Here is a 23,516-nt window from a genome sequence, read left to right as displayed (position 1 = left end):
TTATTTTTAATGGGCGCCGCCGCCACCGCTGGACGGGGCCTTGACCTTGTCGGAGAACCACAGCACGAAGATACAGCCGATCAGCACCGCGCCGACCAGGAAGAAGCCGTCGTTGTAGGCCATCACGTAGGCCTCGCGCCGCACGATCGAGTCCACCGCCTTGAGCGCCATGTCGGACGCCGTGCTGGTGTCGAAGCCCTTGGCGACGAACGATTGGGTCAGCTGGTCCAGGCGCAGCTGGGTGGCGCTGGAGAAGCTGTTCACGGCTTCGCCCAGGCGCTGCGAGTGGAAGTGCTCGCGGGCGCTCAGGGCCGTGGCCAGCAGGGCGATGCCGATCGAGCCGCCCAGGTTGCGGGTCATGTTGATCAGGCTCGACGCGGACGGCGTGTCCTTGGGCGCGATGCCGTTCATGGCGAAGTTCGACAGCGTCAGCATCACGAACGGCTGGCCGGCGGCGCGCACGATCTGCGAGATCAAGAGCTGGTCGTAGCCGGTGGTGGCGTCCATGTAGGCGTTCATCAGGCACGAGCCGCCGAACAGCAGCAGGCCGAACGTGCACAGGATGCGGTTGTCCACCTTGACCGACAGCTTGGCCACGAACGGCATGATGAACAGCTGCGGCAGGCCGGCCCACATGATCACTTCACCGATCTGCATCGGCGAGTAGCCGGCGATCTGGCCCAGGTACAGCGGCAGCAGGAACGAGGAGCCGTACAGGCCCATGCCCATGCAGGCCGACAGCGCGGTGGCGGCCACGAAGTTGCGCTGGCCGTACAGGCCCAGGTTGACGAAGGGCTGGGCGCGCATGGTGCTGGTGACGACCCAGCCCAGCAGGCCGACGATGGCCAGCGCGGCGAAGGTGACGATGAAGGCCGAGTCGAACCAGTCCTTCGAGTTGCCCTCCTCCAGGAACACGGTCAGGCTGCCCAGGCCCACGGCCATGAAGGCGATGCCCAGCCAGTCGGCGTTGAACAGCTGGTCCAGGCGGATCGGTTCGCGGTCCAGGCCATACGAGATGCCGGCGATCAGCAGCAGGCCGGGCACCCAGTTGATGTAGAAGATCGAGGGCCAGCCGTAGATCTCGCTCAGGTAGCCGCCCAGCGTGGGGCCCATGGATGGCGCCAGCGTGGCCGTCAGGCCGAAGATGGCCATGCCGGTGGCGCGCTTGGAGGCGGGCAGCTTGGCCATCACCAGCGTCATGGCCATCGGGATCAGGGCGCCGCCGGTGAAACCCTGCAGCATGCGGAAGCCGATCATGCTGGGCAGGTTCCAGGCCGAGCCGCACAGGGTCGAGAACACGAGGAACAGGGCCGTGGTGCCCATCATGTAGGCGCGCATGCCGAACACGCGCGCCATCAGCGCCGTCATGGGGATGATGATGATCTCGGCCACCAGGTAGGCGGTGGAGATCCACGAGCCTTCCTCCTGGGTGGCCGACAGCGTGCCGAGGATGTCCTTGAGCGAGGAGTTGGTGATCTGGATGTCGAGCACGGCCATGAAGGCCCCCAGCATGCCGGCGGCCACGGCCATCCAGGTGCGTGCCGAGACGTGTTCGCCCACCATGGGCGGGCCCAGCGGCTTGGCGCCGGGCGGCAGGGTTTGCGTGCTGCTCGTCATGGCCGGCGCTCCTTACTTCTGCGCCGTTTTGACGGCGGCCGGCTCGCCTTGGTTCACCTCCACTTCGGCCAGCGCCGACATGCCGGGCACCAGGCGGCCGCTCAGCGCTTGCACGTCCTGCGGCTTGAACACGATCTTGACCGGCACGCGCTGCACGATCTTGGTGAAGTTGCCGGTGGCGTTATCGGCCGGCAGCAGCGCGAACTGGGCGCCCGAGGCCGGCGAGAAGCTCTCCACCTGGCCCACCAGCGTCTTGCCGGGGATGGCGTCGATCGTCACCTTCACGTTCTGGCCGGGGCGCAGGTCGGCCAGCTGGGTTTCCTTGAAGTTGGCCGTCACCCACACGTTGTCCTGCACGATGGCCGTCAGCTGCTGGCCGGGCTGGACGCGCTGGCCCACCTCCACGGCGCGCTTGCCGATGCGGCCCGTGACGGGCGCCACGATGCGGTTGTAGGCCAGTTGCTGCTGGGCGTCCTTGAGCTGCACGCGCAGCACCTTGATCTGGGCCTTGAGCACGTCGCGCGCGGCCGTGGCGGCGCCGATGTTGGCCTTGGCGGCGGCGGCGCTGTCGCGGCGCGCGGCCAGGTCGGCCACGGCGCTGGCGCGGCCGGCGTTGGCGGCATCCAGCTCGGCCCTGGAGACGGCCTTCATCTGGCTGTTATAAAGCTGGCCGAAACGCTCGGCGTCCTGCTTGGCGCGCACCAGCTGGGCTTCCGACTGGGCCACCTGGGCGGCGGCGGCGCTGGCCTGGGCCCGCACCTGGGCGATCTGGGCGTCCGACTGGCCGACCTGCTGCTCGGCCGTGTCGATCTGGGCCTGGATCTGCTCGACCTTGACGCGCTGGTCGAACGGGTCCAGTTCGGCGATCACGTCGCCCTCATGCACCAGCTGGTTATCCTCGATCATCACGCGCGTGACCACGCCGGCGATGCGCGACGACACCGGATGCACGTGGCCGGTCACATAGGCGTTCTCGGTCTCGACGAAGTAATGGCTGCGGTACCACATGCGGCCGCCGGCGGCCAGCGCGGCCAGCGCCACCAGGCCCGCCACCAGCAGCACGCGGCGGTTGGGCTGGGCCGCGGCCGGGGTGGCGGCCGCGGGGGCGCCCGAACTTGCGCCGGGTACGGCGTTGAGCACTTTTTGTTCTGCTTCGGTGTGCAGGTTGGACATGGGACGCTCCGGAAATGAAATTGGGTAGGTGCATTATTGGTCAAGTTTTTGGCAAAGTCAAGAAATGAAACGATTGCATTTCATTTTAATTTGGACTACATTATGACCATCGACTACCATTGCATCCCATGAAGATTTCCGCCCCCACCGCCCTGGAACCGGACAGCGTCCAGCTCGACCGCGCCGCCAACGACGCCAGCGACCATCAGTGCCCCGGCAAGAGCGCCGGCCGCCCGCGCGCGGCCGACAAACAAGCCCGGCTGGAAAGCTTGCTGCACACGGCCGCCTGCCTGTTCCTGGAAAAAGGCTACAGCAAGGTCAGCCTGGAAATGATCGCCCGCGAGGCCCACGTGGCCGTGCGCACCATCTATGTGAAGTTCGGCGGCAAGGCCGGCCTGCTGAACGCCGTCATCGCCGAGGGCCGGGCCCGCTTCTTCGCCGGCATGAGCAGCATGGACACGGACACCCGCCCCATGGAGGAGGTGCTGGCCGATTTCGGGCTGCGCTTCCTGAGCCTGGTGTCGGCGCCCGCCTTCGTCAAGCTGCACCGCATGGTGATCGCCGAGGCCCACACCACGCCGGAGCTGGCCACCACCTTCAACCAGGCCGGCCCGCAGCAGACGCGCGAACAACTGTCGCGCTTCTTCGCCCGGCCCGAGATCAAGGCCCAGCTGCGCACCGAGGTGCCGCACGAGGCGCTGGCCGTGCACCTGATTAACTGCCTGCTCGGCGACCAGCTGAGCCGCGTGCTGTTCGCCGCCGACGTGCCGCCCACGGCCGAGGAGAACCAGCGCCGCGCGGCGCAGGGGCTGGACCTGTTCCTCAACGGCGTGCGCCGCCCCGCGCGCGCCTGACGCTGCAAAACATGGTGATTTGCGCCATACTATCTCTTTGATAACAGGAGGCAGCATGAGCAAGTCGAATCGTCTTGAATGGAGCAGGCAGGTCGCGCAATTGAACGAGCGCATCAAGGGCTTCCAGGCCAATCCCGACCAGGAGCAACTCGAAGCGGCCATCGCCGAATTGCGCGCCTACGCCGAGGCGGCCCGCAACGGCGGCATCGAGATCCCCGCCCAATTCATCGCCAGCTGATCCAACCACCCCACCGCCCCGTGCCGTCCCCCGGCACGGGCGCGGCGCGCCAAGTGCGCAAAAGCAACAGCTTTTCCCGCCGCCGCGCCCTCCTCCCCCGCCGCCGCTTCAACCAGTGGAACGCCACGAAAAGTTGTGTTGAAGATCGTCAAATATGAGCGTATAAAAGTCACATTCGCCTCATCCAGCCGACCGCCCGGCGAACGCGGGACAGCCATCCACCCGAGAGGACCACCATGCATTTCTTGCAGCGCATGCGCTTGTGGCAACGTTTCGCCCTGCTGGGCATCATCGGCATCCTGCTGGTGGCGCCGCCGCTCTACCTGTACCTGGAGGGCGCCAACAAGGACATCGCCTTCTCCAGCACCGAGCAGGAGGGCCTGGCGCCCGGCAGCGCCGCGCTGACGCTGCTGCAAAAGACCCAGCAGCACCGGGGCCTGTCGGCCGCCTACCTCGGCAACGGCCAGCTGGCCACCGAGCGCGCCGCCAAGGAGGCGGAGGTGACGGCGGCGCTGGCCGCCGTCGTCAAATCGCTCAAGGGCAACGAGCGCGACATCGACGCCTCGCTGGACGCCATCAGCCAGGAGTGGGACAGCCTGGCCAAGGGCGTGGCCGCGCGCACCATCACGCCGGCGGAAAGCCTGCGGCGCCACGCGGCCCAGTCCGACCGCCTGCTGATGCTGATCGAGCAGGTGGCCGACCACTACGGCCTGTCGCTCGATCCGGACGCCGACACCTACTACCTGATGCGGGCCGCGTACTTCGACCTGCCGCAGGAGACGGAATACCTGGGCCGCACCCGCGCCAAGGCCACCAGCCACCTGGCGTCGCACCAGATCGACGCAGACGGCCGCTCCACGCTGTACAGCCTGATCGCCCAAAGCGAGCTCTACATCAACCTGGCCGGCCGCACGCTGGGCAAGGCCTACGCCGCCAATGGCGTGCTGCGCCAGGCGCTGGAGCAGGACGCGGCAAGCGCCGGCACCATGGCCAGCAACGCGCTCGCCGTCAGCCGCACCAAGGTGGCGGCGGCCGACACGCTGACCATGCCGGCGGCCGAGTACCTGGACCTGATGACGCGCACCATCGACCAGCAATTCAAGACCGCGTTCAGCGCCAAGGGCCAGCTCGACACGCTGGTGGCGGCCCGCATCGCCAGGCTGCGCGGCACCCGCAACCTGCTGGCCGGGGCGGTGGCGGCGGTGGCCGTGCTGGCCGCGCTGGCCGGCTGGGCCATCAGCGTCAGCCTGATCCGCCAGCTGGGCGGCGAGCCGGCCTACGTGGCCGACATGCTGGCCAAGGTGGCCGGCGGCGACCTGAGCGCCAGCATCCAGGTCCGGCAGAACGACCGCAACAGCATCGTCTATTGCCTGCGGGCGATGGTCGAGCGCCTCTCGGCCGTCGTGTCGGAAGTGCGCGGCGGGGCCGAGGCGCTGGCCAACGCCTCCAACCAGGTCAGCAGCACGGCCCAGTTGCTGTCGCAGTCCACCAGCGAGCAGGCGGCCGGCGTGGAACAGACCAGCGCCTCGGTGGAACAGATGACGGCCTCGATCGCCCAGAACACGGAGAACGCCAGGGTCACCGACGACATCGCCGCGCGCGCGGCCAGCGAGGCCGGCGAAGGGGGCGAGGCCGTGCGTTCGACCGTGCAGGCCATGCAGCAGATCGCCAGGAAGATCGCCATCATCGACGACATCGCCTACCAGACCAATCTGCTGGCCCTGAACGCGGCCATCGAGGCGGCCCGCGCGGGCAGCCACGGCAAGGGCTTCGCCGTGGTGGCGGCCGAGGTGCGCAAGCTGGCCGAACGCAGCCAGGTGGCGGCCCAGGAGATCGAGGCCGTGGCCAGCGGCAGCGTGGCGCTGGCGGAACGGGCCGGCGGCCTGCTCAACCGGATGGTGCCCAACATCAGCAAGACCTCGCAGCTGGTGCAGCAGATCACCCAGGCGTCGGCCGAACAGACCTCGGGCGTGCGCCAGATCAACGTCGCCATCAACCAGCTGAGCCAGACCACCCAGCAGAACTCGGCCAGCTCCGAGGAACTGGCGTCCACCGCCGAGGAGATGAGCAGCCAGGCCGAGGAGCTGCACCAGACCATGTCCTTCTTCAAGGTGGCGCCGGGGGCGCTGCACGCGGCCTGAGGCGCGGCGCAAAAAGCGACACGGCGCGCGCCGTGCCCCCCTCTGCGGGCCGGCCGCGCGGCCGAGCCACAGGAAAACTTGTGTTGAGTACCGTCAAGTTTGAGAGTATAAAAGTGATAGTCACCGCCCCCCACCCATCTGCCCCGGTTGCACCGGACGGCCCTCTGAACGGAAGGAGATGCCTATGTGTCTTTTACCGCGCCCACCTCGCGGGCAACGACGGCCGCTGCCAGCCAAGCGAGCGATCAGCGCACTGATCCCGGCCTGACAGCCTCCCCCAACCTGTTTTCAACCCGCCGTCGCGGCACGCCGCGATGCGGCGGCGGCCGCCCCTGCGTGGCGCGGACCGCCGGCAACCAGCACCAGCAAACGGCAACAGCGGGCGTCGCACAGCCAGGCCCGCGCTACATCAGGAGAGCATCATGCGCAGCAGACTGTCCATCAAGCAGATTTTCGCCGGGTTCTTCATCATCACCCTCACCCTGTCGGCCCTCAGCCTGTGGGCCCTGTTCCAGATCGCGTCGCGCCAGGCCGAATCGACCCGGGCCAGCGAAGCGCGCTACCACTCCTACCTGCTGGCCGACGAACTGCGCCAGAGCTCGGACGATCTGACCCGGCTGGCGCGCACCTACGTGGTGTCGGGCGATCCGCGCTACGAGCAGCAGTACATGGACATCCTGGCCATCCGCAACGGCAGCAAGCCGCGCCCCCAGCACTACGAGCGCATTTACTGGGACTTCGTCGCGGCCGGCATGGACAAGCCCACGCCCGACGGCGAGACGGTGGCGCTGGCCGACCTGATGAAGAAGGCCGGCTTCACGGCCTCGGAATTCGCCAAGCTCAAACAGGCGCAAGCCAATTCCGACGGCCTGGTCAAGACGGAGGTGATCGCCATGAACGCCGTCAAGGGCCTGTTCGACGACGGTACCGGCAAGTTCACCAAGAAGGGCGAACCGGACCTGGAGCTGGCGCGCCGCATCATGCACGACGCCGAGTACCACAAGAACAAGGCCAGGATCATGCAGCCGGTGAACGAGTTCCTCACCATCCTCGACCAGCGCACGGGCCAGGCCGTGGACGCGGCGGCGGCCGGCGCGCGCCACGCCTACCTGCTGGCCATCAGCCTGCTGGTGCTGTCGGTGGGCGCCTCGCTGGTGGGCCTGTATTTCGTGTACCGCCACATCCGCGACAGCATCCGCAGCGCCGTCGGCTGCGCCGAGAAGATCGCCTCCGGCGACCTGACGGGCCACATCGCAGTCCACGATGGCGACGAGGTGGGCCTGTTGATGCGGGCCATGGACACCATCAACAGCAACCTGGCGCGCATGATAGGCGACATCCGCAACAGCACCGACGAGATGACCACGGCCACCCACGAGATCGCGCTGGGCAACGCCGACCTGTCGGCCCGCACCGAGTCGCAAGCCAGTTCGCTGGAGCAGACGGCCAGCTCGATGGAGGCGCTGACGGGCACCGTGACGCAGAACGCCGGCCACGCGCGCGAGGCCAACGAGCTGGCGGCCAGCGCCTCCACCGTGGCGGCCCAGGGCGGCGAGGTGGTGGCGCAGGTGGTGCAGACCATGGGCGCCATCAAGGACAGTTCGGGCAAGATCGTCGACATCATCGGCGTGATCGACGGCATCGCGTTCCAGACCAACATTCTGGCGCTGAACGCGGCGGTGGAGGCGGCGCGGGCCGGCGAACAGGGGCGCGGCTTCGCGGTGGTGGCGTCGGAGGTGCGCAACCTGGCCCAGCGCAGCGCGGCGGCGGCCAAGGAGATCAAGGAGCTGATCAACGACTCGGTGGAACGGGTGGACACGGGCAGCAAGCTGGTGAACGACGCCGGGCAGACCATGGACCAGATCGTGCGCTCGGTGCGGCAGGTGGCCGACATCCTGGTCGAGATCACGGCCGCCAGCCAGGAGCAAAGCACGGGCATCACGGAAGTGAACGCGGCCATCACGCAGATGGACACCATCACCCAGCAGAACGCGGCGCTGGTGGAACAGGCGGCGGCGGCGGCCGAGAGCCTGCAGGAGCAGGCGCAGGCGCTGGCCCATGCCGTGAGCATCTTCCACGTGCCGGGCGGCGCGCAGGCGGCGCCGACGCGGCCCGCGCGGACGCCGGCGGGCATGCCCGCGCCGACGCCGGCGAAGGTCGCGGCGCCCCGGCCCGCCCAGCGCCCCGTGCACAAGCCGGTGCCGCGCGCGCCGCAACTGGCGGCCAAGCCGGCCAGGGCGGCCGGCAAAGCGCCCAGCGCGCCGGCCGACGAGTGGGAGGAGTTCTAGGCGCGGCCTACTTGTAGATGCCGGAACCGACGATCAGATCGCCGCTGCGCTCCACGTAGCCGGCTTTCAGATCGACCTGTTTGGTCACGGGGTTGGGCCACTTGTACTCGACCCAGCCCTTGCCCGCCGGCCCGGTGGCCGTCGCGATGAAGTTCTTCACGATGGCCTTGCCCTCGCCGTCGCGCAGTTCCAGCAGATTGCGCCCGACCATCTTGGGATTGACGCCGTGCGCCACGGCCACGCCCTTCATGTCGTACACATAGACATACAGGTCGCGGTCATGGAAGGTGGTGTTGGCCGGATTGGCGAATTCGGCGAACGCCTTCTCCCTGCCATGGTCCTTGATGTAGGCGACCGCCTTCTGGGTCATGGCGACGGCTTCGGCGGCCGTGCCCTTCTCAACGGCGCCGGCCGGCGCCAGCACGCACAACGACGCGCCGAGGATGGCGCAGCTGAACAGGTTTTTCATACGAAGTCTCCCGGTTGAACTTATTCTGTGGGAGTGCAGTATCAGCCAACGCCGCCGGCCTGTCGTCAGTAGCAATACGCAGTCGCATAAAAAAACCGGGGTCAGGTCATGAAATCACGCAACTTGCATGACTTCATGACCTGACCCCGGTTGCAGGCGACGCGGCGTGATTAGCGCTTGCGCGGCGGCGGGAGGTCGGTGCAGCTGCCTTCGTACACCTCGGCGGCCATGCCGATCGACTCGCCCAGCGTCGGGTGCGGGTGGATGGTCTTGCCGATGTCGGTGCCGTCGCAACCCATCTCGATGGCCAGCGCGATCTCGCCGATCATGTCGCCGGCGTGCGTGCCGACCATGGTGCCGCCGATGATGCGGTGCGTCTCGGCGTCGAACAGCAGCTTGGTGAAGCCTTCGGCGCGGCCATTGGCCACGGCGCGGCCGCTCGCGGCCCAAGGGAAGTGGCCCTTCTCGACCTTGATGCCCTTGGCCTTGGCCTCGTCCTCCGTGATGCCGGCCCACGCCACTTCCGGATCGGTGTAGGCCACCGATGGAATGACCTTGACGTCGAAGTGCGACTTCTGACCCACGGCCGCTTCGGCAGCCACGTGCGCCTCATGCACCGCCTTGTGTGCCAGCATGGGCTGGCCCACCAGGTCGCCGATGGCGAAGATGTTCGGCACGTTGGTGCGCATCTGGCTGTCGACCGGGATGAAGCCGCGATCGGTCACCACCACGCCGGCCTTGTCGGCGGCGATCTTTTTGCCGTTCGGGCTGCGGCCCACGGCCACCAGCACCAGATCGTACAGCTGCGGCGCCGGCGCCGTGGCGCCTGCCTCGGCGGCCTCGAAGGTGACTTTGATCCCTTCCGGCAGCGCTTCCACCGCGACCGTCTTGGTCTTGGTCATGATGTTGTCGAAGCGCGCCTCGTTGTACTTCTGCCAGACCTTGACCGCGTCGCGGTCGGCGCCCTGCATCAGGCCGTCCATCATTTCGACCACGTCGATGCGCGCGCCAAACGTCGAGTAGACGGTCGCCATCTCCAGGCCGATGATGCCGCCGCCGATGACCAGCATGCGTTTCGGGATCTGGCGCAGTTCCAGCGCGCCGGTCGAATCGACGATGCGCGGGTCTTCCGGCACGAACGGCAGCTTCACCACCGACGAGCCGGCGGCGATGATGGCCTGCTTGAACTGCACCACCTTCTTGCTGCCATCCTTGGCGGTCACTTCGATATGGTTCGCGCTCAGGAACTGGCCAACGCCGACCACGACCTGCGTCTTGCGGGCCTTGGCCATGCCGGCCAGGCCGCCGGTCATGTTCTTGATCACGCCTTCCTTGTACGCGCGCACCTGGTCGATGTCGATGCTCGGCTTGGCGAAGGTGACGCCGGTCTTGGCCATGTGGGCCGTCTCGTCGATCACGGAGGCCACGTGCAGCAGCGCCTTCGACGGGATGCAACCGACGTTCAGGCACACGCCGCCCAACGTTTCGTAACGCTCGACGATGACCGTGTTCAGGCCCAGGTCGGCCGCGCGGAAGGCGGCCGAGTAGCCGCCAGGACCGCCGCCCAGCACCATCATGTCGCAGTCGATGTCGACGGCGCCGGTGTAGCTGCCGCCGATCGGCGCCACGGCCGGGGTGGCGCTCGGTGCGGGCGCCGGGGCCGGTGCGGCCGCGGCCGGAGCCGGCGCCGTTGCCGCCGGGGCGGCGGCAGCGCCGCTCGCTTCCACGATCAGCAGCAGGCTGCCCTCATTGACCTTGTCGCCCGCCTTGACCTTGAGTTCCTTGACCACGCCGGCGTGGGTCGAGGGGATCTCCATGCTGGCCTTGTCCGACTCCACCGTCGCCAACGACTGGTCGACCTTGATGGTATCGCCCACCTTGACCATCACCTCGATCACTTCCACGTCCTTGAAGTCGCCGATGTTCGGTACTTTCACTTCCACTGTGCTCATAGATCGTTCCCCTTACAGCAGAATTTTGCGCATGTCGGCCAGCACTTCGCCCAGGTACACGGCGAAGCGCGCACCCATGGCGCCGTCGATCACGCGGTGATCGTAGGACAGCGAGGTACCCATCATCAGGCGCGGCTGGAAGGCCTTGCCATCCCACACCGGCTTGATCGAGGCCTTCGACAGGCCCAGGATCGCCACTTCCGGCGCGTTCACGATAGGCGTGAAGTGCGTACCACCGATGCCGCCCAGCGACGAGATGGTGAAGCTGGCGCCCTGCATGTCGGTCGGCTTGAGCTTGCCCTCGCGCGCCTGCGCGGACAGTTCGCCCATTTCCCTGGCGATCTGCGCCACGCCCTTCTTGTCGGCGTCCTTGATCACGGGGACCACCAGGCCGTTCGGCGTGTCGGCCGCGAAGCCGATGTTGTAGTACTGCTTGAGGATCAGGTTCTCGCCCTTCTCGTCCAGCGAGGCGTTAAATGCCGGGAATTTCTTCAGCGCGGCGACGGACGCCTTGATCACGAACGCCAGCATGGTCAGCTTGGCGGCGTCCTTGTTCTTGGCGTTGGCGGCGTTGGACTCGACGCGGAACGCTTCCAGGTCGGTCACGTCGGCTTCGTCGAACTGCGTCACGTGCGGGATCATCACCCAGTTGCGGTGCAGGTTAGGACCGCTGATCTTCTTGATGCGCGACAGCGGCAGCAGTTCGGTGGCGCCGAACTTGCTGAAGTCCAGCGATGGCCATGGCAGCAGGTCCAGACCGACGCCGGTGCCGCCGCCCGCAGGCTTGGCGGCGCCGGCCGGCGCGGCCACGGTGCCCGCCATCACACCCTTGACGTAGCCTTGCACGTCGAGCTGGGTGATGCGGCCTTTGGGGCCGGTGCCGGGCACCAGGCCCAGGTCCACGCCCAGTTCGCGGGCGAACTTGCGGATCGACGGCGAAGCGTGCGACAGCTTGCCCGTGACCACCGAGCCGGCCGATGCGGCAGGCGCGGCGGCAGCGGCGGCGGCCGCAGGCGCGGCAGGCGCGCTGGCGGCTGCGGGAGCCGCGGCGGCAGGTGCGGCGGCGGCGGCCGGCGCGGCGCCGCCGGTGGCCTCGACCACCAGCACCAGCGAGCCTTCAGCGACCTTGTCGCCCACCTTGACCTTGATTTCCTTGACCACGCCGGCGTGGCTGGACGGGATCTCCATGCTGGCCTTGTCCGATTCCACGGTGATCAGCGACTGGTCCACCTTGACCGTGTCGCCGACCTTGACCATCACCTCGATCACTTCCACTTCCTTGAAGTCGCCGATGTCCGGCACCTTCACTTCGACCGGGCCGGCCGAAGCCGCTGGCGCGGCGGCTGGCGCGGGCGCTGCTGCGGCGGGGGCGGCTGCGGCGGCCGGTGCCGGTGCGGCGGCGGCAGGCTGCGTGCCGGCGGTGCCAGCACCAGCGGCGGCGCCGTCGGCCTCCACCAGCAACAGCAGCGAACCCTCAGCCACCTTGTCGCCCACCTTGACCTTGATCTCCTTGACCACGCCAGCCTGGCTGGACGGGATCTCCATGCTGGCCTTGTCCGATTCCACGGTGATCAGCGACTGATCCACCTTGATCGTATCGCCAACCTTGACCATCAGTTCGATGACTTCCACTTCCTTGAAATCACCGATGTCCGGGACTTTAACTTCCACAATGCTCATAGCGTTTGCTCCGTATTCTGTTTATTGGGTCACCGGATTTGGCTTGTTGGCGTCGATGCCGTACTTGGCGATCGCCTGCTCCACCACGGACACGTCGATCTTGCCTTCTTCGCTCAGCGACTTGAGCGCGGCGACCGTGATGTAGTAACGGTTCACCTCGAAGAACTCGCGCAGCTTGGCGCGGCTGTCGGAGCGGCCGAAACCGTCCGTGCCCAGCACGCGGTAGGTGCGGTTCTTCGGCACGAAGGCGCGGATCTGTTCCGCGAAGGCGCGCATGTAGTCGGTGGTGGCGATGATCGGGCCTTCGGTGCCCTGCAGGCATTGCGTGGCGTACGGCACGCGCTGCTCCTTGCCCGGGTTGACCAGGTTCCAGCGCTCGCAATCCTGGCCTTCGCGGGCCACCAGCGTCAGCGACGGGGCGGACCACACGTCGGCGGCGATGTTCCAGTCGTTCTTCAGCAGTTCGGCGGCGAACATCGATTCGCGCAGGATGGTGCCCGAGCCGACCAGCTGCACGCGCAGCTTGGCCGACTTGTCGCCTTCCTGCAGCAGGTACATGCCCTTCAGGATGCCCGCTTCCTGGCCGGCCTTCAGGCCCGGGTGCGGGTAGTTCTCGTTCATGATGGTGATGTAGTAGAACACGTCTTCCTGTTCCGCCACCATGCGGCGCAGGCCGTCCTGGATGATGACCGCCACCTCATGCGCGAAGGTCGGATCGTAAGGCACGCAGTTCGGGATGGTGGCCGCGATGATGTGGCTGTGGCCATCCTCGTGCTGCAGACCTTCGCCGTTCAGCGTGGTGCGGCCGGCCGTACCGGCCATCAGGAAGCCGCGTGCGCGCATGTCGCCGGCCGCCCAGGCCAGGTCGCCGATACGCTGCATGCCGAACATCGAGTAGAAGGTGTAGAACGGCACCATCACGCGGTTGTTGGTCGAGTACGACGTGGCCGCCGCGATCCACGAGCTCATGCCGCCCGCCTCGTTGATGCCTTCCTGCAGGATCTGGCCGGCCTTGTCCTCGCGGTAGTACATCACCTGGTCCTTGTCGACCGGCTCGTACAACTGGCCCTGCTGGTTGAAGATACCGATCTGACGGAACAGGCCTTCCATGCCGAAGGTGCGCGATTCGTCGACCAGGATAGGCACCACGCGCTTGCCCAGGTTGGGGTCTTTCAGCAGCGCGGTGATGATGCGCACGTAGGCTTGCGTGGTCGAGATCTCACGGCCTTCCGCGGTCGCGTCGAGCACGTTCTGGAAGTTCGACAGCGCGGGCACGGGCAACGATTCCTCGGCCTTCTCGCGGCGCTGCGGCAGGTAGCCGCCCAGCGCGGCGCGGCGCTCGTGCAGGTATTTCATTTCCGGCGAATCCTCGGCCGGCTTGAAGAACGGGATCTCGGCCAGCTTGTCGTCCGGGATCGGCAGCGCGAAGCGGTCGCGCATCTCGCGGATCGCCGCGTCGTCCAGCTTCTTGGTCTGGTGCGCCGTGTTGCGCGCCTCGCCCGACTTGCCCATGCCGAAGCCCTTGACGGTCTTCACCAGGATCACGGTCGGCTGGCCCTTGTGTTCCTGCGCGACCTTGAAGGCGGCGTAGATCTTGTGCGGATCGTGGCCGCCACGGGTCAGGCGCCAGATGTCGTCGTCGGTCATGTTGGCGACCATCTCCAGCAGCTTCGGATGCTTGCCGAAGAAGTGCTTGCGCACGAAGGCGCCGTCCTTGGCCTTGTAGTTCTGGTATTCGCCGTCCACGGTTTCCATCATCACGCGCTGCAGGATGCCATCCTTGTCGCGCGCCAGCAGCTCGTCCCAGCCCGGACCCCAGATGACCTTGACCACGTTCCAGCCGGCGCCGCGGAAGTCCGCTTCCAGTTCCTGGATGATCTTGCCGTTGCCGCGCACCGGACCGTCCAGACGCTGCAGGTTGCAGTTGACCACGATGACCAGGTTGTCCAGCTGTTCGCGCGCGGCCATGCCGATGGCGCCCATCGATTCCGGTTCATCCATCTCGCCGTCGCCGCAGAAGGCCCACACCTTACGCTCGGCCGTGTCGGCGATCGAGCGCGCGTGCAGGTACTTCAGGAAGCGCGCCTGGTAGATCGCCATCAGCGGGCCCAGGCCCATGGACACGGTCGGGAACTGCCAGAATTTCGGCATCAGTTTCGGGTGCGGATACGACGACAGGCCCTTGCCGTCCACTTCGCGGCGGAAGTTCAGCAGTTGTTCTTCCGTCAGGCGGCCTTCGAGGAAGGCGCGCGCGTAGATGCCGGGCGAGGAGTGGCCCTGGATGTACAGCAGGTCGCCGCCGTGGGTGTCGCTGGGGGCTTTCCAGAAGTGGTTGAAGCCGATGCCCAGCATGTTGGCCAGCGAGGCGAAGCTCGACAGGTGGCCGCCCAGGTCGCCGTCGGCGCGGTTGGCCTTGACCACCATCGCCATCGCGTTCCAGCGCATGAACGAGCGCAGGCGCTCTTCCAGTTCCAGGTTGCCCGGGCAGTGCGCTTCCTGGTGTTGCGGGATGGTGTTCACATAGGCCGTGTTGCTGGAGAACGGGATTTGGGCGCCGCGGCGGCGCGCCAGGTCCACCAGACGCTCCATCAGGTAGTGCGCGCGGTCCGGCCCCTCTTGCTCGAGCACGGCTTCCAGTGCATCAAGCCATTCTTTCGTTTCTTGCGAATCAGGGTCGATGGCGGTGAGCGCCGTTACCTGGTCAAGTTGAGCTGACATGTATGAAGTCTCCTGTGTGAATGCCTTGATCCAGGGATCGCCGGCGGACGTACTACGCTGATTATTTACCAATACGACAATTTAGTGGGTAGATTCTAACAGCACTTCCACGCTTTTTCAAATTGCGATATGAGTTTTTATAATGTGGAATGCTGTGTCGTTTTTCGTCACGATGGGTGCTGCATCGCAGCATGCACGCGCGCGCGAAGATCGCCGGAAATGCGGCAAGAATGCCCGTCGCTAAAGGAAGAAGCACGAAATCGCAAGTTGTATAGGCAGCACTTGACAGACATGGCGGCGAGGACTAGGACTGCCAGACTGTCTTATTTCACCAATGGAAATTACAGGAGATTTGCGCGCAATCGGCCGGAAGAAGCGGCGACACCGGTCGGCTCACGGCTTGAGCATCCACTACCATATAACGCGCTGGCGTACGCCTCAAGGGGCTACGCCAAGCCATCATGGCCACGCAGAATGAGCGCGTGCAGTCCGTGCGCGCGGCCTGCGTCGCACATCCGACAGCATCAAATTCCTCCAACCGGACTATCTTTCTCGCATTACAATAAAAGACGCCCCCCCACCCGCGTTCATGACATGTCGCCGATGAAAACTCGATGCCGCCAAAAAGCGATGCTATGCAGCCTGGTGTTTGGCCTGCTCTGCGGTAGAGTCAGCGCCGAGGGCATGAGCTGGTGGCTGACCGACTTCCCGCCCTACTCCAGTCCGGAGAATGGCGCGCCTGGCAGCGGCGCGGTGGATCAGGTATTGCGCGGTGTCATCGCCGCCTGGCCGGAGAAGATGGACCATCGCTTCTGGGTCGCCAACACCAGCCGCATCTGGACTTCGATTGATGCCGGCACCGAGGCCTGCTATACGAGCGCCTTGCATACGCCGCAACGGGCCAGGCAAGCCTACCTCAGTGACGTTTTCATGCTGCCGCCGATCCAGCTAGTTGTCCGCAAGGACCGCCTCGACAAGGTGCCGATGAACGCGAACGGGGAAGTGCAGTTCGCCGCCCTGCTGGCCCGGCACGACATCAACGGCATCCTGGTCTCCGGACGCGCCTACGGCACGGAACTCGATGCCGCCCTGGCCGGCAGCCGGCATGGCGACAATCTCACTTTCAGCAGCACCAAGGTGCTTGGCGCCAATCTGTTCAAGATGATCGCGGCGGGGCGGGCCGACTACACGCTCGATTACGATTTTATCCTGTCCTACCAGACCAAGGACGCGGCCGCGCTCGACACCCTGACGACACGCCCCATCGATATCGCCAATACGCCCCTGATCGGCAGTTTTGCCTGCCCGCGTACCTTGTGGGGGCACAAGATGATAGAGCGGATAGACCGCATCGTCAGCCAGCTCGCCCAGGACGCGCACTACCGCGACCAGTTCGAACAATGGCTCAATCCCGGCACCCGGTCCCACTATGCCGCCAGGTTCGAGCAGTTCTACAGGAACCGGGCCAGGAACCACCCATTCAATCCCTGACAACCGCGCCGGAACCGGCGCCGATGGCCGGCCAGGCCTGCGAGACTCGTCGCCCACCCCCGCCCGGCTTTATAATCGTGTTTTTCCCTCCAACTGCCAAAATCATGCCTGCACAACTGATCGACGGAATCGCCCTCTCCCAAAAACTGCGTGGTGAAATCGCCGCGCGCGCCGCCGCGCTGACCGCCAAGGGCAAGCAGCCCGGCCTGGCCGTGATCCTGGTCGGCGAAGACCCGGCCAGCCAGGTCTACGTGCGCAACAAGGTCAAGGCTTGCGGCGACGTGGGCTTCCACTCGGTGCTGGAAAAGTACGACGCCGACCTGTCCGAGGCGGCCCTGCTGGCCCGCATCGCCAAGCTCAACGCCGATCCCGCCATCCACGGCATCCTGGTGCAAATGCCGCTGCCCAAGCACATCAACCCGCACAAGGTGATCGAGGCGATCTCCACCACCAAGGACGTGGACGGCTATTCCGTGCTCAGCGCCGGCGAACTGATGACGGGCCTCGAAGGTTTCCGCCCCTGCACGCCCTACGGCTGCATGAAGCTGATCGAATCGACCGGCGTCGACCTGCGCGGCAAGCACGCGGTCGTGATCGGCCGCAGCAACACGGTGGGCAAGCCGATGGGCCTGCTGCTCTTGCAAGCCAACGCCACCGTCACCATCTGCCATAGCGCGACGCCGGATCTGGGCGTGCATACCCGTCAGGCCGACGTGGTGGTGGCCGCCGTGGGCCGCCGCAACACGCTGACGGCCGACATGGTCAAGCCGGGCGCCATCGTGATCGACGTGGGCATGAACCGCGACGACGCGGGCAAGCTGTGCGGCGATGTCGATTTCGCCGGCGTCAAGGAAGTGGCCTCGCACATCACGCCGGTGCCCGGTGGCGTGGGTCCGATGACCATCACCATGCTGCTGATGAACACGGTGGAAGCGGCCGAGCGCCTGTAAGAAAAACAGCCCGGGGCGCCCGCCGGACGCCCCGGTCAGCAGTACGTCGTTCCCGCGCAGGCGGGAACCCATACCCGGCGTGCCACCAGTCTGCAAGGCGCGTGGCGACACGCCCGGTATGGAGCCCCGCCACCGGCGGGGACGACACCGAACCACCACACTGGAACCGCCATGACCACCGACGCCCTCAATCCCCTGCTGGACTTTAGCGGCCTGCCCCGCTTCGACGCGATCAAGCCCGAGCACGTCACGCCCGCCATCGACACGCTGCTCGAACGCAGCCGCGCCGTGGTGGCGCAACTGGAGGCGGACGCGGGCGCCGTGAGCTGGGACGGCTTCGTGGCGCCGCTGGAGAACGCCACCGAACTGCTGGGCCGCGCGTGGGGCATCGTCAGCCACCTCAACAACGTGGTCGACACGCCCGAGCTGCGCGCCACCTACAACGAGAACCAGCCCAAGGTGACCGAGTTCTGGACCGCGCTGGCCCAGAACGAGGCGCTGTTCGGCAAGTACAAGGCGCTGCGCGCCAGCGCCGAATTCGCATCGCTGGCGCCGGCCCGCCAGCGCATCATCGACAACGCCGTGCGCGACTTCCGCATGGGCGGCGCCGAACTGCCGGCCGAGCAGAAGGAACGTTTCGCCGCGATCCAGGAAGAACACGCGGCCGTCTCCACCCGCTTCTCCGAGAATGTGCTCGACGCCACCAACGACTACAAGCTGCTGGTGGCCGACGAGGCCGACCTGTCCGGCGTGCCGGACGACGTCAAGCAGGCCGCCCGCGCCGCCGCCGAGAAGGAAGGCAAAGCCGGCTACGCATTCTCGCTACACTTCCCGTCCTACTTCCCGATCCTGCAATTCGCCGACAAGCGCGAGCTGCGCGAGACGGTCTACCGCGCCAACGCCACCAAGGCCTCGGCCGAGGGCACCATGTTCAGCGAGCGCGACAAGTGGGACAACACGGCCAACATCGTCACCCTGCTCAAGCTGCGCGACGAGGAAGCCAAGTTGCTCGGCTACCGCAACTTCGCCGAAGTGTCGCTGGTGCCGAAGATGGCGCAAAGCCCGGAACAGGTGATCGCCTTCCTCGAAGACCTGGCCAAGCGCGCACGTCCGTTCGCGGAACAGGACCTGGCCGAGCTGCGCCAGTTCGCCAAGGACGAGCTGGGCCTGGCCGAGCTGGCCGCCTGGGACTTGCCGTACGCGTCGGAAAAACTGCAGGAGCGCCGCTACGCGTTCTCGGCCCAGGAAGTGAAGCAGTACTTCCCCGAGCACAAGGTGATCGACGGCCTGTTCCGCCTGGTGCAGAACCTGTTCACCGTCACCATCCTGCCGGACACGGCCACCACCTGGCACAAGGACGTGCGCTTCTTCCGCATCGAGCGCCATGGCAAGCTGGTCGGCCAGTTCTACCTCGACCTGTACGCGCGCGCCGGCAAGAGCGGCGGCGCGTGGATGGACGACGCGCGCGGCCGCCGCATCGACAGCGGCGGCGCCGTGCAGACGCCGGTGGCCTACCTGACCTGCAACTTCACCGAGCCGGCCGTGGTGGACGGCAAGGCCCAGCCTTCGCTGTTCACGCACGATGAGGTGATCACCCTGTTCCACGAGTTCGGCCACGGGCTGCACCACATGCTGACGCTGGTGGACGAGATCGGCGTGTCCGGCATCTCCGGCGTGGAGTGGGACGCGGTGGAACTGCCGTCCCAGTTCATGGAGAACTTCTGCTGGGAATGGGAGGTGCTCGAACATATGACGGCCCACGCGCAGACGGGCGCGCCGCTGCCGCGCGCGCTGTACGACAAGATGCTGGCCGCCAAGAACTTCCAGTCCGGCCTGCAGACGCTGCGCCAGGTGGAGTTCTCGCTGCTCGACATGCACCTGCACTTCGACTACGACCCGAACGGCACCCAATCCGTGCAGCAGCTGATCGACGACGTGCGGCGCCAGTTCGCCGTCATCATCCCGCCCGCGTTCAACCGCTTCCAGAATTCGTTCGGCCACATCTTCGCCGGTGGCTACGCGGCCGGCTACTACAGCTACAAGTGGGCCGAGGTGCTGTCGGCCGACGCCTACGCCGCCTTCGAGGAAGCCAAGGCGCTGGGCGGCGCCGACCTCACCTCCGAGACCGGCAAGCGTTTCCAGCAAGAGATCCTGGCCGTGGGCGGCTCGCGCCCGGCGCTGGAATCGTTCACGGCCTTCCGTGGCCGCGAACCGAGCATCGACGCGCTGCTGCGCCACAGCGGCATGGCGGCCTGACACCCACGGCGGCAACCACGAGGAGCGCACCATGACCAGCACGCCAGCCGTATCCCGCATCCAGCACCGGGCCGCCCCGCTGGCGGCGATGCTGGCCTTGTCGTTGTCGCTCTGGGCCGGCCCCGCCGCCGCGCAGATGTTCAAGTGGGTCGACGGCAACGGCGTCACCCACTACAGCGACGCGCCGCCGCCACCGGGCGCGCCGGCCCACACCCGGGTGGAGATCAAGTCCTTCTCATCCGGCCCGCAGGCGGAGCTGCCGCCGCAGCTGGCCGAGGCGATGCGCTACCGCCCCGTCACCTTGTTCAGCACCAGCCCGTGCGACGTCTGCGACCAGGCCCGCGCCATGTTGCGGGCGCGCGGCATCCCGTACACGGAAAAGACCGTCAACACGGTGGAAGACCACGCTGCCCTGAAACAAGCGGGCAGCAACGGCCAGTTGCCGCTGTTGCTGGTGGGACGCCGCAAGCAGATCGGCTACGAGCAGAACAGCTGGGATGTGCTGCTCAGCGACGCCGGCTATCCGGTGGACAATGTGCTGCCGCCCGACTACCGCCAGCCCGCCCCCGTGCCGGCCGCGCCGCCGCCCCAGCCCGGTGCCGCGGAACAGGCCGCCGCCGCGGCCAGGGCGGCCGCCGAGGAAGCGGCCAGGCTGAAGAAATTGCCACCGCTCAATGCAACGCCTGATTTTCAGTTTTAACATGGCGCCTATACAATCGAGTTCCGGCTCCCCGACCACCCGACTATGACCCGCATCGACTTCCACACCAACGTTCCCGACAAGCTGGCCTACGCCTGCCGGCTGGCCCGCAAGGCTTACACGGCCGGCCACCGCATCGTTCTGATGACCGAGGATGCGGCGCAGCTGACCGAACTTGACGGCATGATGTGGACGTTTTCCGCCACCGACTTCCTGCCGCACGTGCCCGCCGGCGATGCGCTGGCCGCCGCCACCCCCATCGTCCTGACCGACAGCGACGACGCTGAACTGCCGCACCACGAGCTGCTGGTGAACCTGTCGCGCCGCATCCCGGCCGGCGTGGACGGCTTCCAGCGCGTGATCGAAGTCGTGTCCGCCGACGAGGCCGACGCCGCCGCCGGCCGCCAGCGCTATGCCGCCTACAAGCGGCAAAGCCATCCCCTGACCCACTTTGTCGCCAACAAGTCATGACTCCAGCCCATCCGTTTGACGCCAGCATCCCCGTCCTGACCGAAGTATTGCGCGACGACCCCGCGCCGGCCGCGCACAGCGCGCCCGTTCCGCACGCCGACGAGGACGGCCAGCTGGAAGCGCGCGCGCTGGCCGGCTTCAGCGACGACGAGTGGGACATGCTGGAACAGCGCCTGGCCACCCGCATCGTGCAGCAACTGCAAAGCCGGGTCGATTTCGTGCTGGAACAACGCATCAAGGACAGCATGGCCGAGGTGCTGAGCCACGCGCTGCGCGACCTGACCAGCGAAATCCGCAGCGGCCTGCAGGGCACGATAGAAAAGATCGTGGCCCGCGCCGTGAGCCAGGAGCTCACGCACCTGCAGGCCCGCAAATAATCCAGGGGTCAGACGCCCGGTCCCGCCGACAACAAATCGTCCTTTGCGAACGCGATAATTTGTTGTACCTTTTGCCCTTGTACAAATTTCCTCCCGGCCTGGCCGGGGCGCCGCCGTGATCTATTCATTGGAGAATGTTTATGCTGTTCAAGACTAAGTTCATCCCACTCGCCATCGCCCTCGCGTTCGCAGGCAGCGCCGGCGCGCAAGAAGTGGTCAAGATCGGCCACGTGGGCCCCGTGTCGGGCGCCTCCGCCCACCTGGGCAAGGACAACGAGAACGCGGCCAAGATGGCGATCGACGACTTGAACGCCAAAGGCGCCAAGATCAACGGCAAAGCCGTGAAATGGGTGCTGGTGCCGGAAGATGACGGCGCCGATCCGAAACAGGGCACGGCCGTGGCGCAGAAACTGGTCGATGCCAAGGTCAATGGCGTGATCGGCCACCTGAACTCGGGCACCACCGTGCCCGCCTCCAAGATCTACTATGACGCCGGCATCCCGCAGATTTCGCCGGCCGCCACCACGCCGCAGTACACCAAGCAGAACTTCAACACGGCCTTCCGCGTGGTCGCCAACGACAACAAGCTGGGCGGCACGCTGGGCGCCTACGCGGTGCAGAAGCTGAACGCCAAGAAGATCGCCATCATCGACGACCGCACGGCCTACGGCCAGGGCGTGGCCGAGGAATTCGTCAAGGGCGCCAAGAAGGCGCTGCCGGGCGTGCAGATCGTCGGCAAGGAATTCACCAACGCCAACGCCACCGACTTCAACGCCATCCTGACCAGCATCAAGGCCAAGAACCCGGACCTGGTGTTCTTCGGCGGCATGGATTCGGTGGGCGGCCCCATGCTGCGCCAGATGAAGGCGCTGGGCATCAAGGCCAAGTTCATGGCCGGCGACGGCGTGTGCACCGAGGCGCTGCCGCGCCTGGCGGGCGACGGCATCGGCGAAGGCCAGGTCACCTGCGCCGAAGCGGGCGGCGTGACGGCCGACCAGCAGAAAGGCATGGACGACTTCCGCGCCCGCTACAAGCAAAAATACAATATGGACGTGCAACTGTACGCGCCCTACGTGTACGACGCCGTGATGACCATGGCCACCGCGATGCAGGACGCCAAGTCGGCCGAGCCGGCCAAATACCTGCCCTACCTGGCCAAGGTCAAATACCAGGGCGTGACGGGCCTGATCACCTTCGATCCGCATGGCGACATCAAGGATGGCGCGCTGACCCTGTTCACCTACAAGGGCGGCAAGAAGACCAAGATGGAAGTGGTCAAGTAAATCATGTAAGTAAGCACTCACGGCCGGGCCATGGGCCCGGCCCCGCTTGTCGAGGGGACAAAAAAAACGCGCCGTCACCGGCGCGTTCGTTTTTTGGATCCGGGCGGATTACTTCTGCGCCAGCACCCACTTCACCAGGGTGTGGGCTTCCGCCTCGGTCACCTGTGGATTGGCTGGCATCGGGATCGCGCCCCAGGTGCCGGAACCGCCCTTCATGACTTTTTGTACCAGCTTGGCTTCAGCATCCTTTTGACCAGCGTATTTCGCGGCCACATCCTTGTAAGCCGGACCCACCAGCTTGCTGCTCACCGCGTGGCAAGCCAGGCAGTTTTTCGATTTGGCCAAATCCAACCCCGCGTCCGCCATCGCAGCTTGCGAAGCGAAAGCCGACACTGCAACCATACCAACCATCATCAAAGTGCGTTTCATCGTCATCTCCATAGTAAAACCAGCGGCAATTCTACCGTGTTTTGCGCCAGCGCACGGCAGCGAACGAGAATACAACGCCGTCCATTCGTTTGCCGTTGACGTTCGGACGAAAATTGCCCCCTGTAAAGCCCATTTCTTTGTAAGATGATGTAATACGAGGAGTTGCCATGCCACTGATATTGCTGATCGTCGCCCTGGTCGGGCTGCGTTATTTTGAAGTCTGGCGTTTCGCCCAATTGTCGTGGTGGTGGATCGTCGGCGTGATGGTGTTCGCCTTCATCTGGTTCGAATTCCTGGAGCCGATGCTGGGCCTGGACAAGCGCAAGGCGCACGACGTCGACGAACAGCGCCGCAAGGCGCGCGTCAAGCAAAGCTTCGATAAGAAAAAGAAGTGATGGCGGGCACTGCCACTAGTGCCGCTGAGTTATG

19 protein-coding genes are annotated in these 23,516 nt (G+C 66.1%); 12 read left to right on the top strand and 7 right to left on the bottom strand.

Features of this window, described 5'->3' with window-relative positions:
• Window positions 1-6: 6 nt before the first annotated feature.
• Both AC1RQG_RS05350 and AC1RQG_RS05345 read right to left on the bottom strand, forming a co-directional pair.
• Window positions 7-1,617, bottom strand: coding sequence for a DHA2 family efflux MFS transporter permease subunit (locus AC1RQG_RS05350; RefSeq protein WP_493129045.1), 1,611 nt, complete (start codon window positions 1,615-1,617; stop codon window positions 7-9).
• A 12-nt stretch (window positions 1,618-1,629) separates the two neighbouring features.
• A complete protein-coding gene (locus tag AC1RQG_RS05345) occupies window positions 1,630-2,790 on the bottom strand; it encodes an HlyD family secretion protein (RefSeq protein WP_493129043.1) in 1,161 nt (386 codons plus the stop codon).
• A gap of 128 nt (window positions 2,791-2,918) precedes the next feature.
• On the opposite strand from AC1RQG_RS05345, the gene AC1RQG_RS05340 reads away from it, so the two are divergent.
• The 4 genes from AC1RQG_RS05340 to AC1RQG_RS05325 all read left to right on the top strand — a co-directional run bounded on the left by AC1RQG_RS05340 (window position 2,919) and on the right by AC1RQG_RS05325 (window position 8,311).
• On the top strand, window positions 2,919-3,644 hold the full coding sequence (locus AC1RQG_RS05340; RefSeq protein WP_493129041.1) for a TetR/AcrR family transcriptional regulator: 726 nt from the start codon (window positions 2,919-2,921) through the stop codon (window positions 3,642-3,644).
• A gap of 55 nt (window positions 3,645-3,699) precedes the next feature.
• The gene (locus AC1RQG_RS05335) at window positions 3,700-3,882 is read left to right on the top strand and encodes a hypothetical protein (RefSeq protein ID WP_182163643.1); all 183 of its coding nucleotides are present in this window, start codon (window positions 3,700-3,702) and stop codon (window positions 3,880-3,882) included.
• 236 nt (window positions 3,883-4,118) lie between these two features.
• Entirely contained in the window at window positions 4,119-6,023 is a 1,905-nt protein-coding gene (locus tag AC1RQG_RS05330; RefSeq protein WP_493129038.1) for a methyl-accepting chemotaxis protein, read from the top strand.
• Window positions 6,024-6,445: 422 nt separating this feature from the next.
• Window positions 6,446-8,311, top strand: a complete 1,866-nt coding sequence (locus AC1RQG_RS05325; protein ID WP_493129036.1) for a methyl-accepting chemotaxis protein — start codon at window positions 6,446-6,448, stop codon at window positions 8,309-8,311.
• 7 nt (window positions 8,312-8,318) lie between these two features.
• Here AC1RQG_RS05325 and AC1RQG_RS05320 read toward each other — a convergent pair whose 3' ends face one another.
• From AC1RQG_RS05320 to aceE, 4 genes are all read right to left on the bottom strand, one after another.
• On the bottom strand, window positions 8,319-8,780 hold the full coding sequence (locus AC1RQG_RS05320) for a cache domain-containing protein (protein WP_493129034.1): 462 nt from the start codon (window positions 8,778-8,780) through the stop codon (window positions 8,319-8,321).
• Between the two features lie 170 nt (window positions 8,781-8,950).
• The gene (gene lpdA, locus AC1RQG_RS05315) at window positions 8,951-10,732 is read right to left on the bottom strand and encodes a dihydrolipoyl dehydrogenase (RefSeq protein WP_493129032.1); all 1,782 of its coding nucleotides are present in this window, start codon (window positions 10,730-10,732) and stop codon (window positions 8,951-8,953) included.
• A 12-nt stretch (window positions 10,733-10,744) separates the two neighbouring features.
• Complete coding sequence (gene aceF / locus AC1RQG_RS05310) at window positions 10,745-12,412, bottom strand: dihydrolipoyllysine-residue acetyltransferase (protein WP_493129030.1); 1,668 nt, start codon at window positions 12,410-12,412, stop codon at window positions 10,745-10,747.
• 21 nt (window positions 12,413-12,433) lie between these two features.
• Window positions 12,434-15,130 (bottom strand): pyruvate dehydrogenase (acetyl-transferring), homodimeric type, encoded by a 2,697-nt coding sequence (gene aceE / locus AC1RQG_RS05305; protein ID WP_493129028.1) that lies wholly within the window; start codon window positions 15,128-15,130, stop codon window positions 12,434-12,436.
• A gap of 594 nt (window positions 15,131-15,724) precedes the next feature.
• Between aceE and AC1RQG_RS05300 the strand changes: the two genes are divergently transcribed.
• From AC1RQG_RS05300 to AC1RQG_RS05270, 7 genes are all read left to right on the top strand, one after another.
• Window positions 15,725-16,621 (top strand): TIGR02285 family protein, encoded by an 897-nt coding sequence (locus AC1RQG_RS05300; RefSeq protein WP_493129026.1) that lies wholly within the window; start codon window positions 15,725-15,727, stop codon window positions 16,619-16,621.
• A 104-nt stretch (window positions 16,622-16,725) separates the two neighbouring features.
• Entirely contained in the window at window positions 16,726-17,571 is an 846-nt protein-coding gene (gene folD / locus AC1RQG_RS05295) for a bifunctional methylenetetrahydrofolate dehydrogenase/methenyltetrahydrofolate cyclohydrolase FolD (RefSeq protein ID WP_493129024.1), read from the top strand.
• Window positions 17,572-17,742: 171 nt separating this feature from the next.
• Window positions 17,743-19,827: a M3 family metallopeptidase gene (locus AC1RQG_RS05290; RefSeq protein WP_493129022.1), complete on the top strand. Its 2,085-nt coding sequence runs from the start codon at window positions 17,743-17,745 to the stop codon at window positions 19,825-19,827.
• A 31-nt stretch (window positions 19,828-19,858) separates the two neighbouring features.
• A complete protein-coding gene (locus tag AC1RQG_RS05285) occupies window positions 19,859-20,527 on the top strand; it encodes a DUF4124 domain-containing protein (protein ID WP_493129020.1) in 669 nt (222 codons plus the stop codon).
• A gap of 45 nt (window positions 20,528-20,572) precedes the next feature.
• A complete protein-coding gene (locus AC1RQG_RS05280; RefSeq protein WP_493129018.1) occupies window positions 20,573-20,998 on the top strand; it encodes a DNA polymerase III subunit chi in 426 nt (141 codons plus the stop codon).
• A complete protein-coding gene (locus tag AC1RQG_RS05275; RefSeq protein ID WP_493129016.1) occupies window positions 20,995-21,375 on the top strand; it encodes a DUF2486 family protein in 381 nt (126 codons plus the stop codon). The genes AC1RQG_RS05280 and AC1RQG_RS05275 overlap by 4 nt, the downstream gene beginning before the upstream one ends.
• Before the next feature lie 140 nt (window positions 21,376-21,515).
• The gene (locus tag AC1RQG_RS05270; RefSeq protein WP_493129014.1) at window positions 21,516-22,658 is read left to right on the top strand and encodes a branched-chain amino acid ABC transporter substrate-binding protein; all 1,143 of its coding nucleotides are present in this window, start codon (window positions 21,516-21,518) and stop codon (window positions 22,656-22,658) included.
• A 108-nt stretch (window positions 22,659-22,766) separates the two neighbouring features.
• Here AC1RQG_RS05270 and AC1RQG_RS05265 read toward each other — a convergent pair whose 3' ends face one another.
• Window positions 22,767-23,087: a c-type cytochrome gene (locus AC1RQG_RS05265; protein ID WP_493129012.1), complete on the bottom strand. Its 321-nt coding sequence runs from the start codon at window positions 23,085-23,087 to the stop codon at window positions 22,767-22,769.
• A 167-nt stretch (window positions 23,088-23,254) separates the two neighbouring features.
• On the opposite strand from AC1RQG_RS05265, the gene AC1RQG_RS05260 reads away from it, so the two are divergent.
• Window positions 23,255-23,482, top strand: coding sequence for a TIGR04438 family Trp-rich protein (locus AC1RQG_RS05260; protein WP_493129010.1), 228 nt, complete (start codon window positions 23,255-23,257; stop codon window positions 23,480-23,482).
• Window positions 23,483-23,516 lie beyond the last annotated feature (34 nt).

This window comes from Rugamonas sp. GW822-FHT03B10, from assembly GCF_058801745.1.
Note: the sequence above shows the minus strand (reverse complement) of the source record. Positions and strands in the feature narration are given on the sequence as shown.

Coding starts and splice junctions, on each gene's coding strand:
- AC1RQG_RS05350 (WP_493129045.1), bottom strand. CDS start 1,617: ATGACGAGCAGCACGCAAACCCTGCCGCCCGGCGCCAAGCCGCTGGGC.
- AC1RQG_RS05345 (WP_493129043.1), bottom strand. CDS start 2,790: ATGTCCAACCTGCACACCGAAGCAGAACAAAAAGTGCTCAACGCCGTA.
- AC1RQG_RS05340 (WP_493129041.1), top strand. CDS start 2,919: ATGAAGATTTCCGCCCCCACCGCCCTGGAACCGGACAGCGTCCAGCTC.
- AC1RQG_RS05335 (WP_182163643.1), top strand. CDS start 3,700: ATGAGCAAGTCGAATCGTCTTGAATGGAGCAGGCAGGTCGCGCAATTG.
- AC1RQG_RS05330 (WP_493129038.1), top strand. CDS start 4,119: ATGCATTTCTTGCAGCGCATGCGCTTGTGGCAACGTTTCGCCCTGCTG.
- AC1RQG_RS05325 (WP_493129036.1), top strand. CDS start 6,446: ATGCGCAGCAGACTGTCCATCAAGCAGATTTTCGCCGGGTTCTTCATC.
- AC1RQG_RS05320 (WP_493129034.1), bottom strand. CDS start 8,780: ATGAAAAACCTGTTCAGCTGCGCCATCCTCGGCGCGTCGTTGTGCGTG.
- lpdA (WP_493129032.1), bottom strand. CDS start 10,732: ATGAGCACAGTGGAAGTGAAAGTACCGAACATCGGCGACTTCAAGGAC.
- aceF (WP_493129030.1), bottom strand. CDS start 12,412: ATGAGCATTGTGGAAGTTAAAGTCCCGGACATCGGTGATTTCAAGGAA.
- aceE (WP_493129028.1), bottom strand. CDS start 15,130: ATGTCAGCTCAACTTGACCAGGTAACGGCGCTCACCGCCATCGACCCT.
- AC1RQG_RS05300 (WP_493129026.1), top strand. CDS start 15,725: ATGTCGCCGATGAAAACTCGATGCCGCCAAAAAGCGATGCTATGCAGC.
- folD (WP_493129024.1), top strand. CDS start 16,726: ATGCCTGCACAACTGATCGACGGAATCGCCCTCTCCCAAAAACTGCGT.
- AC1RQG_RS05290 (WP_493129022.1), top strand. CDS start 17,743: ATGACCACCGACGCCCTCAATCCCCTGCTGGACTTTAGCGGCCTGCCC.
- AC1RQG_RS05285 (WP_493129020.1), top strand. CDS start 19,859: ATGACCAGCACGCCAGCCGTATCCCGCATCCAGCACCGGGCCGCCCCG.
- AC1RQG_RS05280 (WP_493129018.1), top strand. CDS start 20,573: ATGACCCGCATCGACTTCCACACCAACGTTCCCGACAAGCTGGCCTAC.
- AC1RQG_RS05275 (WP_493129016.1), top strand. CDS start 20,995: ATGACTCCAGCCCATCCGTTTGACGCCAGCATCCCCGTCCTGACCGAA.
- AC1RQG_RS05270 (WP_493129014.1), top strand. CDS start 21,516: ATGCTGTTCAAGACTAAGTTCATCCCACTCGCCATCGCCCTCGCGTTC.
- AC1RQG_RS05265 (WP_493129012.1), bottom strand. CDS start 23,087: ATGAAACGCACTTTGATGATGGTTGGTATGGTTGCAGTGTCGGCTTTC.
- AC1RQG_RS05260 (WP_493129010.1), top strand. CDS start 23,255: ATGCCACTGATATTGCTGATCGTCGCCCTGGTCGGGCTGCGTTATTTT.